Annotated in this window: 15 protein-coding genes; 9 read left to right on the top strand and 6 right to left on the bottom strand. The window is 75.4% G+C overall.

From position 1 onward, the window contains the following. Positions 1–11 precede the first annotated feature (11 nt). Positions 12–731 carry an IclR family transcriptional regulator gene (locus ACYVQV_RS16255; RefSeq protein WP_461024359.1) on the bottom strand — a complete coding sequence of 240 codons (720 nt, stop codon included), beginning with the start codon at positions 729–731 and terminating at the stop codon, positions 12–14. 120 nt (positions 732–851) lie between these two features. Here ACYVQV_RS16255 and leuC point away from each other — a divergent pair, with 120 nt between their 5' ends. The 5 genes from leuC to murA all read left to right on the top strand — a co-directional run bounded on the left by leuC (position 852) and on the right by murA (position 5,540). Beyond that, on the top strand, positions 852–2,297 hold the full coding sequence (leuC, locus tag ACYVQV_RS16260; RefSeq protein ID WP_461024360.1) for a 3-isopropylmalate dehydratase large subunit: 1,446 nt from the start codon (positions 852–854) through the stop codon (positions 2,295–2,297). Positions 2,298–2,308: 11 nt separating this feature from the next. After that, positions 2,309–2,905 carry a 3-isopropylmalate dehydratase small subunit gene (gene leuD, locus ACYVQV_RS16265; protein WP_461024361.1) on the top strand — a complete coding sequence of 199 codons (597 nt, stop codon included), beginning with the start codon at positions 2,309–2,311 and terminating at the stop codon, positions 2,903–2,905. Continuing rightward, on the top strand, positions 2,902–3,192 hold the full coding sequence (locus ACYVQV_RS16270) for a hypothetical protein (protein ID WP_461024362.1): 291 nt from the start codon (positions 2,902–2,904) through the stop codon (positions 3,190–3,192). The genes leuD and ACYVQV_RS16270 overlap by 4 nt, the downstream gene beginning before the upstream one ends. 126 nt (positions 3,193–3,318) lie before the next feature. Further along, positions 3,319–4,035, top strand: coding sequence for an HU family DNA-binding protein (locus ACYVQV_RS16275; RefSeq protein WP_461024363.1), 717 nt, complete (start codon positions 3,319–3,321; stop codon positions 4,033–4,035). Between the two features lie 167 nt (positions 4,036–4,202). Beyond that, on the top strand, positions 4,203–5,540 hold the full coding sequence (gene murA, locus ACYVQV_RS16280) for a UDP-N-acetylglucosamine 1-carboxyvinyltransferase (protein WP_461024364.1): 1,338 nt from the start codon (positions 4,203–4,205) through the stop codon (positions 5,538–5,540). Between the two features lie 87 nt (positions 5,541–5,627). Here murA and ACYVQV_RS16285 read toward each other — a convergent pair whose 3' ends face one another. After that, the gene (locus tag ACYVQV_RS16285; RefSeq protein WP_461024365.1) at positions 5,628–6,587 is read right to left on the bottom strand and encodes a 2-phospho-L-lactate guanylyltransferase; all 960 of its coding nucleotides are present in this window, start codon (positions 6,585–6,587) and stop codon (positions 5,628–5,630) included. A 132-nt stretch (positions 6,588–6,719) separates the two neighbouring features. Between ACYVQV_RS16285 and ACYVQV_RS16290 the strand changes: the two genes are divergently transcribed. Both ACYVQV_RS16290 and ACYVQV_RS16295 read left to right on the top strand, forming a co-directional pair. Next, on the top strand, positions 6,720–7,478 hold the full coding sequence (locus tag ACYVQV_RS16290; RefSeq protein WP_461024366.1) for a lysophospholipid acyltransferase family protein: 759 nt from the start codon (positions 6,720–6,722) through the stop codon (positions 7,476–7,478). Further along, positions 7,478–8,482: an NAD(P)H-dependent glycerol-3-phosphate dehydrogenase gene (locus ACYVQV_RS16295; RefSeq protein ID WP_461024367.1), complete on the top strand. Its 1,005-nt coding sequence runs from the start codon at positions 7,478–7,480 to the stop codon at positions 8,480–8,482. Before ACYVQV_RS16290 ends, ACYVQV_RS16295 begins: the two co-directional genes overlap by 1 nt. 43 nt (positions 8,483–8,525) lie before the next feature. Here ACYVQV_RS16295 and ACYVQV_RS16300 read toward each other — a convergent pair whose 3' ends face one another. Continuing rightward, entirely contained in the window at positions 8,526–9,647 is a 1,122-nt protein-coding gene (locus ACYVQV_RS16300) for a trans-sulfuration enzyme family protein (protein ID WP_461024388.1), read from the bottom strand. Positions 9,648–9,803: 156 nt separating this feature from the next. Between ACYVQV_RS16300 and ACYVQV_RS16305 the strand changes: the two genes are divergently transcribed. Beyond that, positions 9,804–10,931: a D-alanine--D-alanine ligase family protein gene (locus ACYVQV_RS16305; RefSeq protein WP_461024368.1), complete on the top strand. Its 1,128-nt coding sequence runs from the start codon at positions 9,804–9,806 to the stop codon at positions 10,929–10,931. 38 nt (positions 10,932–10,969) lie between these two features. Here ACYVQV_RS16305 and ACYVQV_RS16310 read toward each other — a convergent pair whose 3' ends face one another. Further along, positions 10,970–11,410, bottom strand: a complete 441-nt coding sequence (locus ACYVQV_RS16310) for a DUF3515 family protein (protein WP_461024369.1) — start codon at positions 11,408–11,410, stop codon at positions 10,970–10,972. 35 nt (positions 11,411–11,445) lie between these two features. After that, positions 11,446–11,679, bottom strand: coding sequence for an Lrp/AsnC family transcriptional regulator (locus ACYVQV_RS16315; RefSeq protein WP_461024389.1), 234 nt, complete (start codon positions 11,677–11,679; stop codon positions 11,446–11,448). A 151-nt stretch (positions 11,680–11,830) separates the two neighbouring features. Here ACYVQV_RS16315 and ACYVQV_RS16320 point away from each other — a divergent pair, with 151 nt between their 5' ends. Continuing rightward, entirely contained in the window at positions 11,831–12,871 is a 1,041-nt protein-coding gene (locus ACYVQV_RS16320; RefSeq protein WP_461024370.1) for a thiamine-phosphate kinase, read from the top strand. A gap of 103 nt (positions 12,872–12,974) precedes the next feature. Here ACYVQV_RS16320 and rpmB read toward each other — a convergent pair whose 3' ends face one another. Further along, on the bottom strand, positions 12,975–13,160 hold the full coding sequence (gene rpmB / locus ACYVQV_RS16325) for a 50S ribosomal protein L28 (RefSeq protein WP_461024371.1): 186 nt from the start codon (positions 13,158–13,160) through the stop codon (positions 12,975–12,977). Positions 13,161–13,170 lie beyond the last annotated feature (10 nt).

Consider the following 13,170-nt stretch of genomic DNA (forward strand, 5'->3'; position numbering starts at 1 on the left):
GTCGGCCCGGGTCAGCCCTGCTGGCGGCGCAGGACGTCGGTGAGCCGGTTGGCCGTCGAGACCACCGCCGCCGCGTGCAGGCGCCCGGGCTGGCGCGTCAGGCGCTGGATCGGCCCGGAGATCGACACCGCCGCGACCACGCGGCCGGAGGGGCCTCGGACGGGCGCCGACACCGACGCCACGCCGGCCTCGCGCTCGCCGACGCTCTGCGCCCAGCCCCGGCGCCGGACGCCGGACAGCATCGTCGCCGTGAACCGGGCGCCCTGCAGGCCCCGGTGCAGGCGGTCCGGCTCCTCCCAGGCGAGCAGCACCTGGGCCGCCGACCCGGCGAGCATGGTCAGCGTGGAGCCCACGGGGATCGAGTCGCGCAGCCCGACGGGGCGCTCGGCGGCGGCGACGCAGATGCGCTGGTCGCCCTGCCGGCGGTAGAGCTGGGCGCTCTCTCCGGTGTGGTCGCGCAGGGCTGCCAGCGCCGGCCCGGCGGCGGCGAGCAGCCTGTCCTCGCCCGCGGCGGCGGCGAGCTCTGCCAGTCTCGGACCCAGGACGAACCGGCCCTGCATGTCCCGGCTCACCAGGCGGTGGTGCTCCAGCGCCACCGCGAGGCGGTGCGCGGTGGGACGGGCCAGGCCCGTCGCGTTCACCAGCTGGGCCAGGGTCGCCGGGCCGGCCTCCAGGGCCGACAGCACCACGGCGGCCTTGTCGAGGACGCCGACGCCGCTAGACTTGTCCATGTGTCGATACTGCCGTCTTAGTCAGTGAGACGCAAGTACCCCGGGGGCGATCACGGCGCACCATGGGGGACGGGGCTCCACGACGGGGGCCCCGGACAGGTCGAGGACGGAGCATCTCTCATGGGCCGCACGCTGGCGGAGAAGGTCTGGGACGCGCACGTCGTGCGCCGCGGGCAGGACGGCGAGCCGGACCTGCTCTACATCGACCTGCACCTCGTCCACGAGGTGACCAGCCCGCAGGCCTTCGACGGCCTGCGCGAGGCCGGCCGGCCGGTGCGGCGACCGGACCTGACGATCGCCACCGAGGACCACAACGTCCCCACCGTCGGCATCGACCTGCCCATCGCCGACCCGGTCAGCCGCACCCAGGTGGAGACGCTGCGCCGCAACTGCGCCGAGTTCGGCGTCCGGCTGCACCCCCTCGGCGACATCGAGCAGGGCATCGTCCACGTCGTCGGCCCGCAGCTCGGCCTCACCCAGCCGGGCACCACCGTCGTCTGCGGCGACTCGCACACCTCCACCCACGGCGCGTTCGGTGCCCTGGCCTTCGGGATCGGCACCTCCGAGGTCGAGCACGTCCTGGCCACCCAGACGCTCCCGCTGGCCCCGTTCCGCACCATGGCGATCACCGTGGACGGCCGGCTGCGGCCGGGTGTCACCGCCAAGGACGTCATCCTCGCGGTCATCGCCCGGATCGGCACCGGCGGCGGCCAAGGCTACGTCCTGGAGTACCGCGGCGAGGCGATCCGGGCCCTGTCGGTGGAGGCGCGGATGACCGTCTGCAACATGTCGATCGAGGCCGGCGCGCGAGCCGGGATGATCGCCCCGGACGAGACCACGTTCGAGTACCTGCGCGGCCGCCCGCACGCCCCCCAGGGCGCCGACTGGGACGCCGCCGTCGAGGCCTGGCGTGAGCTGCGCACCGACGACGACGCCACCTTCGACGCCGAGGTCGTCCTGCACGGCGACGAGATCGAGCCGTTCGTCACCTGGGGGACCAACCCCGGGCAGGGGCTGCCGCTGTCCGCGTCCGTGCCGGCGCCCGAGGACTTCGGCGACGACAGCGCCCGGCACGCCGCCGAGCGGGCGCTGGAGTACATGGACCTGCGCCCGGGGACGCCGCTGCGCGAGATCGCCGTCGACACCGTGTTCATCGGCTCGTGCACGAACGGCCGCATCGAGGACCTGCGCGCGGCCGCGGACGTCGTCCGGGGCCGTCGCAAGGCCGAGTCCGTGCGCGTCCTCGTCGTCCCCGGCTCCGGCCGCGTGCGCGAGCAGGCGCAGGCCGAGGGGCTGGACCGCGTCTTCACCGAGTTCGGTGCCGAGTGGCGCCAGGCCGGCTGCTCGATGTGCCTCGGCATGAACCCCGACCAGCTCGCCCCGGGGGAGCGCTCGGCGTCCACGTCGAACCGCAACTTCGAGGGCCGTCAGGGCAAGGGTGGGCGCACCCACCTGGTGAGCCCGCTCGTGGCCGCCGCCACCGCCGTGCGCGGGACGCTGTCCTCACCCGCCGACCTGCCCCCCGTCCAGACCACCGCGCCGGCCGCCGTCGGCGCCGGCAGCTGAGGAGACCCGCCGTGGAGCCGTTCACCACCCACACCGGCATCGGCGTCCCGCTGCGCCGCAGCAACGTCGACACCGACCAGATCATCCCGGCCGTCTACCTCAAGCGCGTCACCCGGACCGGCTTCGAGGACGGGCTGTTCGCCGCCTGGCGCCGCGACCCCGACTTCGTCCTGAACACCGAGCCGTTCTCCCGCGGCTCCGTCCTCGTCGCCGGCCCCGACTTCGGCACGGGCTCCTCCCGCGAGCACGCCGTCTGGGCGCTCAAGGACTACGGCTTCCGGGCCGTGCTGTCCTCCCGCTTCGCCGACATCTTCCGCGGCAACGCCGGCAAGCAGGGGCTCGTGGCCGCGCAGCTGTCGCAGGACGACATCGAGCTGATCTGGAAGGTCCTGGAGAACCACCCCGGCACCGAGGTGACCGTCGACCTGCAGGCCCAGCAGGTCCGGTGCGCCGAGGTCGTCGCACCGCTGACGATCGACGGGTACACGCGCTGGCGGCTCCTCGAGGGCCTGGACGACATCGGCCTGACGCTGCGGCACGCCGAGGAGATCGACCGGTTCGAGGCGGCGCGCCCCAGCTGGAAGCCCCGCACCACGCCGGTCGGGTGACGCGACACGGCGGCGCCCCCGGCGGTTCCCAGGACCCGCCGGGGGCGCCGCACGGTTTCGCCGGGGCGCACGGCGACGTCGCCGACCTGCTCGCCGCGGTCGACGCGGCGATCGCCGGCGCCGTAGCGGACGGCCGTCTCCACGGGGAGCGAGAGTCGCTGTGCCGCAAGCGGTTCCACGTCGCGGCGGCACGCGCACGACACGACCCGCACGGGGCCCGGGAGATGCTGCGGGCGCTCGCGGTCGAGGTCGCGGACCGGGCCGACTGCCCCCGGAAGGGCCTCTGACCTGCGGCGTTGGCGTTGCGACACAACGGCTCCGCAGGCCCGATGTGGTGGACGAGCGTGCCCAACGGGCCTACCGTCGTGCCGACGTCGGGCAACGGCTCGGCACCATGCACTGGAGGGGAATCCGTGAACAAGGGACAGCTCGTCGAGGCCCTGGAGTCCCGGCTCGGCAGCAAGAAGGCCGCGACCGAGGCCGTCGACGCCGTCATCGACACCATCGTCCGCACCGTCTCCAAGGGTGAGCGCGTCGCGATCAGCGGCTTCGGCACCTTCGAGAAGGCCGCCCGCGCGGCACGTACCGGGCGCAACCCGCGCACCGGCGAGACCGTGAAGATCAAGAAGACCTCGGTCCCGCGGTTCAAGGCGGGTACGGCCTTCAAGGGCTTCGTCGCCAACCCCAAGAGCCTGCCGAAGGCCGCCGCCGGAGCCGCCTCCGCGACGTCCCGGGTCGCCACCGGCGCCGCCAAGAAGGCCACCGCCTCGGCCACCCGCGGGTCGGCCGCGAAGAAGACGGCCACGAAGAGCGCCGCGACCAAGAGCACCACCGCCAAGAGCACGGCCGGCCGCACCACGGCGACGAAGGCCACCACCACCCGCGGCTCGGCGGCCAAGAAGACGACCGCCTCCACCAGCACGTCGACGGCGAAGAAGACCAGCCGGTCCGCGCCGGCGAAGAAGACCACCACGGCCGCCGCGAAGAAGACCACCAAGAGCGCGCCCGCGAAGAAGACGGCGACGAGGTCCGCGGCGAAGTCGACGACGGCCAAGAAGACCACCAAGTCCTCGCCGGCCAAGAAGACCGCGACCCGCAGCACCGCCAAGCGCACCGCCAAGAAGGCCTGACCCGCACGGTCCGCACGCCCCCGGGCGCCGCAGACGGCGGTGGGCCGCCATCCCGCACGGTGCGGGTGGCGGCCCACCGCCGTCACTGCGTCTACGCTGGTCCCGGCCCCGGTGCGCCGCTCGACGAGCTGGCGCGATCCACGACCCCCGGGCCGCGATGGAGTGAGATGAGCACGGTGCTGACCGTGAACGGCGGCGTGGCCCTCGGCGGGTCGATCCAGGTCCGCGGCGCGAAGAACTTCGTGTCCAAGGCCATGGTCGCGACGCTGCTCGGCGAGACCCCCAGCAAGCTCACGAACGTCCCGGCGATCCGGGACGTGTCCGTGGTGACGGGGCTGCTGCAGCTGCACGGCGTCGACGTCCAGCTCGGCCGGTCCGACGGGTCCCTGCTGCTCGACCCCAGCAACGTCGAGCGCGCCCACGTCGCCGACATCGACGCGCACGCGGGGTCCAGCCGCATCCCCATCCTCTTCTGCGGCCCGCTCGTGCACCGGCTGGGGGAGGCGTTCATCCCCGACCTCGGTGGCTGCCGGATCGGTGACCGCCCGATCAACTTCCACCTCGACGTCCTGCGCCAGTTCGGTGCCCTCGTCGAGAAGCGCGAGCAGGGCATCCGGATCAGCGCCCCCCAGCGCCTGCGGGGGACCCGCCTCGAGCTGCCGTACCCCAGCGTCGGCACCACCGAGCAGGTGCTGCTCACCGCGGTGCGGGCGGACGGCGTCACCGAGCTGCGCAACGCGGCCGTGGAGCCGGAGATCATGGACCTCATCGCCGTGCTCCAGAAGATGGGCGCCATCATCAGCGTGGACACCGACCGGGTCATCCGGATCGAGGGCGTCGACACCCTCTCCGGGTTCACCCACCGTGCCCTGTCCGACCGGATCGAGGCGGCCTCCTGGGCCTGCGCCGCGCTCGCGACCCGCGGTGACATCTACGTCAAGGGCGCCTCCCAGCCGGAGATGATGACCTTCCTCAACACCTTCCGGAAGGTCGGTGGTGCCTTCGACATCGACGACGACGGCATCCGCTTCTACCACCCGGGCGGCGACCTACACGCCATCGCGCTCGAGACCGACGTCCACCCCGGCTTCATGACCGACTGGCAGCAGCCGCTCGTGGTCGCCCTCACCCAGGCCAGCGGGCTCTCGATCGTCCACGAGACCGTGTACGAGAACCGCTTCGGCTTCATCGAGGCCCTCAACCGGATGGGCGCGCGGATCCAGACGTACCGCGAGTGCCTGGGGTCGACGCCCTGCCGCTTCGGGCAGCGCAACTTCCACCACTCCGCCGCCATCTCCGGCCCGACCCCGCTGCGTGGTGCCGACATCGTCGTGCCCGACCTGCGCGGAGGGTTCAGCCACCTCATCGCGGCGCTCGCCGCCGACGGGCGCTCGACGGTCCGCGGCGTCGACCTCATCGACCGCGGGTACGAGCACTTCGCCGACAAGCTCGAGGCGCTGGGCGCGGACGTGCGGTGGGACGAGCTCGCGCCGGTCGGGGGCTGAGAGGGGCCGCCGGTCCCGGGTGGCCCTGCGCGGCCCTGCGCGGCCCTGGACGGGTCGACCGGGACGGGTCGACCGGACGGGCAGGGACTAGGCGCTGACCCCGAGGATCCGCAGGCCGCTGACCCTGGGCGGCGTGCCGGGCACCTGGACGCAGGTCACGCGCTGGCCCGGGCGCAGGTGGCGCAGCCCGCTGCCCTCCAGCGCGCCGGGGGCGAGCTCGAGCTCGACGCCGTCGTCGGTGACGACGGTGCCGGTGCCGGTCTCGGGGTCGAAGCCCAGGACGGTGGTCTGCACGCTCGGCAGCGTAGCCGCGGTCCGCGGTCCCAGCCCCAGGGCCACCGCCTGCGCGAGGGCGGCCAGGGTGTCGACGTCGCGTCGCAGCCCCGGCAGGTCCGGTGCGAGCACCACCGCACCGTCGGCGCGGTGCGCGGCGGCCGACGCACCACCGAAGCGCGGGACCACGTCCGCGGGCGAGCGTCCGGCCAGCAGCACCGTGCCCACGCCGTCGGCGTCGGGGACGACGACGCTCGCGGCCCCGCCGGCGAAGGCGACGTCCACGGCGTGCAGGGCGGCGCCGAGGTCCTGGGGCCGCAGGCACGGCAGGTCGGCCAGCAGCACGGCCGTCGGACCCGTGCACCGGTCCACGCCGGCCGCCACGGCCCGTCGCAGCGACGTGTCCCCACCGGCCGCCGTCCCCGCCGTCCCCGCCGTCCCCGCCGTCCTGACCGTCTCCACCGTGTCCGCGGGGCGCGACGCGGTGCCGCCGTCAGCGAGGTCGACGGGCTCGTCGACGGGCTCGTCGACGACGTCCGCGCCCAGCCCGCGGGCGAGGTCAGCGGCGGCCGCGTCGCCCGTGACCACGACAGCGCGTCGCACCCCAGGGGTGGCCAGGACGGCGTCGAGGCAGTCACCGGCCATCGCCAGCGCGAGACCGGGCGCCAGGTGCGGCCACCCGAGCCGCGACTTCGCCGCCGGACCACCCTTGACGGGCAGCACCACCGACCACCGCGGACCGGTGGTGCCGGACCCGGTCGGCGCAGCGTTCACCGCCCGATCGTCCCAGCACCGGCCCGCCGCCTCGACACCGGTCGCGCGCGCGGGCCAGGATGTGCCGTCGCCGCAGCCACCGAGGTCGCGGCCCGGGACGCCACCGGCGCCCCGGACGTCGGAGGAGGTGCGGTGGGTCGGCCCGAGGCGAGCCCGAGCTACCGATTCGCGGTGTCGGTGCTCCGCCCGGTGCTGCGCGTCGTCACCGAGCGGGACTGGGCCGGCGTCGAGCACCTGCCGCGCGACCGCGGCTTCGTCGTCGTGACCAACCACATCTCCTACAGCGACCCCCTGACCGTGGCGCACTTCCTCTACGACAACGGCTTCCTGCCGCGGTTCCTCGGCAAGGAGCAGGTGTTCCGCGTCCCGGGTGTCGGGGCCATCCTGCGCGGCGCCGGGCAGATCCCCGTGTTCCGGGAGAGCGGCGACGCCCAGCGGGCGTTCGCGGCGGCGGTCGAGGCCGTCGAGGCCGGCGAGTGCGTCGTCATCTACCCCGAGGGCACCCTGACCCGCGACCCGGGGCTGTGGCCGATGCGCGGCAAGACCGGGGCGGCCAGGGTGGCGCTGCAGACCGGCTGCCCCGTCGTCCCCGTCGCCCAGTGGGGCCCGCAGGAGCTCCTGCCCCCGTACGGACGGCGGCCACGGCTCTGGCCGGCCACGCCGGTGCGCGTGCACGCCGGGCCGCCCGTCGACCTGAGCCGCTTCAGCGCCCGGCGGGTCGACGGGACCGTGCTGCAGCAGGCCACGGACGCGATCCTCGACGACCTGACCGCCCTCGTGTCGCGCCTGCGGCGCGAGGAGCCACCGCAGGTCCGGTGGGACCCGCGGCTGCACGGTCAGCCCACCACCGGCAACCCCGCGCGGACCAGGCGCAGGAAGGGACGGTCCTGATGAGCGACACGGTCGCGGTCCTCGGCTCGGGCAGCTGGGGGACCACCTTCGGCATGGTCCTCGCCGACGCCGGGTGCTCCGTCCGGCTGTGGGGGCGACGGCCGGAGGTGGTCGAGGCGGTCCGCGACCGGCACGAGAACCCGCAGTACCTGCCGGACGTGGTCCTGCCCGACGGGCTGACGGCGTCGACGGACGTCGCCGAGGTCCTGCGGGGCGCAGGGGTCGTCGTCCTGGCGGTGCCGTCCCAGACGCTGCGCGAGAACCTCACCCGGTGGCGCGAGCTCGTGCCGCCGGACGCCGTCCTGGTCAGCCTGATGAAGGGCGTCGAGCTCGGCACCGGCCGACGCATGTCGCAGGTCGTCGACGAGGTGACCGGCGCCGGTCCCCGGCGGGTGGCCGTGGTGTCGGGCCCCAACCTCGCCCGTGAGATCGCGCAGCGCCAGCCCACCGCCACCGTCGTGGCGAGCGAGGACCTCGACACGGCCGAGCGCATCGCGCAGGCCTGCTCGACGTCCTACTTCCGCCCGTACACCAACACCGACGTCGTGGGGGTGGAGCTCGGCGGGGCCGTCAAGAACGTCATCGCGCTCGCCGTCGGGATGGCCGAGGGGCTGGGCTACGGCGACAACACGCAGGCGTCGATCATCACCCGGGGGCTGGCCGAGACCAGCCGGCTGGCCGTGGCGATGGGCGCCGACCCCCTGACGCTCGCCGGGCTCGCGGGGCTCGGTGACCTCGTCGCGACCTGCGCCTCGCCGCTGTCCCGCAACCGCACCTTCGGGGTGAACCTCGGACGCGGCATGAGCGTGGACGAGGTCGTGGCCGTCACCCGCCAGACGGCCGAGGGGGTCAAGTCCTGCCGGCCGGTGCTCGAGCTCGCCGACTCGGTCGGCGTCGACATGCCCATCACGGCCCACGTCGTCCAGGTCGTGCACGAGGGGATGCCCGTGACCGAGATGGCGGGGTCCATCCTCGGCCGTCCGCGCAAGCAGGAGCAGCAGTAGCCGGCCGCGCCCGCGTGGTCGGTGCGGCCGCCGGGTCCGCCGACTAGGAGCCGGTGCGCGGGCCGGCCGACCGCAGCGCCGCGTCGAGGTCGGCCCACAGGTCCTCGACGTCCTCGACGCCGACGGACAGCCGCACGAGCGACTCCGGGACGACGTCCGGCTCGTTGGGGTGGCGGCGGCGGCGCTCGAGCGTGGACTCCACGCCGCCCAGGCTGGTGGCGGGGACCCACAGCCTGACGGCCGAGCACACGGCGTCCGCAGCGCGTGCGCCGCCGGCGCACTCGACCCCCACGACGCTGCCGAAGCCCCGCATCTGCGCCGCGGCGCGCGCGTGGCCCGGGTCGTCCGGCAGGGACGGGTGGCGCACCCGGGCGACGGCCGGGTGGTCGACGAGCCGGCGGGCGAGCTCGGCGGCGTTGGCCTGCGAGCGCTCCACGCGCAGGTGCAGCGTGCGCATGCCCCGCAGCGCCAGCCACGCCTCGAAGGGCCCCGGGACGGCGCCGTGGACGGTGCGGTGGCGGACCAGCGCCGCCCGCAGGTCGGGGGAGCGGGTGACCGTGGCCCCCAGCACGACGTCGGAGTGCCCCGCCAGGTACTTGGTGACGGAGTGGACGACGACGTCGGCGCCGAGGTCGAGGGGCCGCTGGACGAGCGGGGTGGCGAACGTGTTGTCGACCGCCACCATCGCACCGGCGGCCCGGGCGACCCGGGCGCAGCCGGCGAGGTCGGCGACCTCCAGCAGGGGGTTCGTGGGCGACTCCAGCCAGACCAGGTGGGCGCCCCGCGCCGCGGCGGCGACCGCCTCGGTGTCCGTCACGTCGACCCTGCGGACGGCCAACCGCCCCTGCTGCTGCGCCTCGTCGAGCAGGGTGAGGGTCGTGTTGTACGCGCTCGACGGCGCCACGACGACCCCGCCGACCGGGACCAGCGCCACCACCGCCGCCACGGCGGCCATCCCGGAGGCGAAGAGGCTGGCGCCGCCGTCGGCGCCCTCGAGCGCCCCCAGGACCGCCTCGCAGTCCTCCCACGTCGGGTTCGCCATCCGGCCGTAGACCCGCTCGCCGGCGCCCACCGGGCCGTCGCCGACGTAGGTCGACGTCAGCACCACCGGCGGGCTGAGCGGTGCGTCGGTCGCGACGGGGGGGCGTCCGCCGGACACGGCCACCGTCGCGGGGGCCCACCCCCGCGGCGGCGCCGACGCGTCCGGCCGCCGGGGGTCTCGCGCGCGTGCTCGCCCGGCGTCGGCGTCCCGCGCCTCGTCGTCGGCTGTGGCCACCCGGGGAGCGTAGTGCGCGCCGCCCCGGCGCTAGGGTCGCCCCCGATGGACGAGACCCGCACCTCCCAGCGCCCCCGCGTCGCCGTCGTCTTCGGCGGTCGCTCCAGCGAGCACGCGATCAGCTGCGCCACCGCCGCGGGCGTGCTGCGCGCCCTCGACCGGGACCGCTGGGACGTCGTCCCCGTCGGCGTCACCCGCAGCGGCCAGTGGGTGCTGGCGCCCGACGACCCCGCGGCGCTCGAGATCACCGACGGGCGGCTGCCCGAGGTCGCGGACGACTCGCTGCCGGCGGTCCTGCCGCCGCTGTCGACCGCCTCCCGGGAGATGACCGTGCTCGCACCGGGCGAGGTGCCCCAGGTGCTGGGCCAGGTCGACGTCGTCCTGCCCCTGCTGCACGGACCGTACGGTGAGGACGGCACGGTCCAGGGGCTGCTCGAGCTCACCGACACCCGCTACGTCGGCTCCGGCGTCCTGGCGTCGGCGATGAGCATGGACAAGCACTACATGAAGGTGGTGCTGGCCGGGCACGGGCTGCCGGTCGGACCGTACGTGGTCGTCACCGACCGCGACTGGAGGACCGACCCGGCCGCCGTCCGCGAGACCGTCGCCTCGCTGGGGTGGCCCGTCTTCGTCAAGCCGGCCCGGGCCGGGTCCTCGATCGGGATCTCGAAGGTGACCGGTCCGGAGGGGCTGGACGCCGCGGTCGAGGCCGCCCGCGAGCACGACCCGAAGGTGGTCGTCGAGGCCGCGGTCGTGGGCCGTGAGATCGAGTGCGCCGTGCTGGAGTCCCTCGACGGCGGGGAGCCGCAGACCTCGCTGCCCGGTGAGATCCGGGTCCTGTCGGGGCACGAGTTCTACGACTTCGACGCCAAGTACCTCGCGGACGGCGAGGTCGAGCTGAGCTGCCCCGCCGACCTGGACGACGACACCACCGCCAGGGTGCGCGAGCTCGCCGCCCGCACGTTCGGCGTGGTGTCGGCCGAGGGGCTCGCTCGCGTGGACCTCTTCCTGACCGAGGACGGGTCGCTGCTCGTCAACGAGATCAACACGATGCCCGGGTTCACGCCGCTGTCGATGTACCCGCGGATGTGGCAGGCCAGCGGGATGGCGTACCCCGAGCTGGTCGACCGCCTGCTCGAGCTCGCGCTGCGCCGGCGGACCGGGCTCCGCTGACCGCGAGGCTCGCCGGGTCGGTCGGGTCGGTCAGGCGGTCAGTAGCAGCGGCGCGTCTGCTCGAGGTCCGCGACCGCGCCGGCGAGCTCGCCCAGGACGGCGTCCAGCCCGCGGGCCGTGGCCTCCGGGACGCGCACCTCGACGGCCGGCACCCGCCCGTACGTCGTGTACACGGCCCCGCCCGTGGCCTCGTCCACCCGGCTCACCCAGTCGACCCCGCCGGCCTCGACGCAGCCGTCGGTGCTCGGGCCCGGCGGCTCCACCCCGCAGCGCATCACCACCGGCGGGTCACCCCAGGCGGCCGCGGCCTGCGCGGACACCTCGTGGCGCTCGCGGCCCGCGAGCTCGTCGGCACCGGTCAGGGCCGCGAGCACCTGGGCGCAGGCGGGGTCCGTGGCCGACGGGGCCGCCTCCACCACGACCGTGGTCCCGCACCCGGCGAGCGCCGCGGTGGCCAGCAGCGCGCCGGCCAGCAGCACGGTGGCCGGCGCGCGGACGCCGCGCAGGGCGGGCCTCAGGCGTGGACGACCGTGCAGGTGACCGTGCGGTCGATGCCCTGCACGCCCTGGATCCGCGACATCACCAGCGGGCCGAGCTCGTCGACGGTGCTCGCCTCCACCCGGACGATGACGTCGTAGGGGCCGGTGACGTCCTCGGCCAGCACGACGCCGTTGATCTTCGAGATCTCCTCGGCGACCGCCGCCGCCTTGCCGACCTCGGTCTGGACCAGCACGTAGGCCTGCACCACCACGTGGCACCTCCTGGGAGTCGCGTTCGCCGTCAGGACCGCTACGGCCGGCGACACGATCACCGGTGCAGCGCAGGGCACGCTACCGTGTCGCCGCGTCGGGCTGCGACGGCCTGGTCGGGGCCCGACGACGCGACAGCCGAGGAGCGCCGTGACCGTCGAGCCGACCGGTGGCCTGGAGGAGCTGGGCGAGGCCGGTGTGCTCCGCCAGGTGCTGCCCCGGCTGCCCCGGGGCGACGCGACGCTCCTGGGCCCCGGGGACGACGCGGCGGTGGTCGCGGCGCGCGACGGCAGGGTCGTCGTCACCACGGACGTCGTCGTCGAGGGCCGCGACTTCCGCCGCGAGTGGTCGAGCGCGCAGGACGTCGGGGCCAAGGTCGCGGCCCAGAACCTCGCGGACGTCGCCGCGATGGGCGCGGTGCCCACGGCCCTCGTCGTCGCCCTCGTCGTGCCCGACGACCTCGACCCCGCCTGGCTGACGGGCCTGGCCGACGGGCTGGCGGCCGCCTGCCGCGGCACCGGGGCGGGCGTGGTCGGCGGCGACCTCTCCTCGGGGGGCGAGGTCGTCGTCGCCGTCACCGCCCTCGGCGACCTGCAGGGGCGCGAGCCCGTGCGCCGCGACGGGGCCCGCGCGGGTGACGTGGTGGCGCTCGTGGGTGAGCCGGGGCGCTCGGCGGCCGGGCTCGCGCTGCTGCGCGACGGCTGGGTGGACGCGGAGCGGCCGGGGCGGTCCGGGGCCGCTGGCCGGTCCGCGGCGGACGCCGACGCCGAGGCGGCGCTGGTCGCCGCCCACCGCCGTCCCTCGCCGCCCTACCGGTGCGGACCGCGTGCCGCGGACGCCGGGGCGACCGCGATGCTCGACGTCAGCGACGGCCTGCTGCGGGACGCGGGCCGGGTCGCCGAGGCCTCCGGCGTGGTGGTCGACCTCGACCGGTCGCTCCTCACCGGCGACGCCGAGGCGCTGCGCGCGGTGGCCGAGCGGCTCGGCGCGGACCCCTGGGACTGGGTGCTGGCCGGGGGCGAGGACCACGGCCTGCTCGCCACGTTCCCCCCGGCTGCCGGGGACGTCGTCCCGCCGGGCTTCCGGGTGGTGGGCACGGTGCGCGCGGGCGGCCGGGACGCACCAGGGGTGCTGGTGGACGGTGGCCCGTGGGCCCGGGGCGTCGGCTGGGACCACTTCGCCCGCGGGTGAGCGCGGCGGGCGCGACCGGCACCGGGTGCCGTCGACGGGCCTCAGACGCGGCGAGGGCCGATCCCGTGGGATCGGCCCTCGCAGGTGTCGGTGGAGCGGGTGCTCAGCGCGTGACCTTGCCCGCCTTGAGGCAGGAGGTGCACACGTTCAGCCGCTTCGGCGTCGCCCCGACCTTCGCGCGGACGCGCTGGATGTTCGGGTTCCAGCGCCGCTTGGTGCGACGGTGCGAGTGCGAGATGTTGTGACCGAAGCCCGGCCCCTTGCCGCAGACGTCGCAGTTGGCAGCCACGGGTAACTCT

This window comes from Thalassiella azotivora (assembly GCF_054781695.1).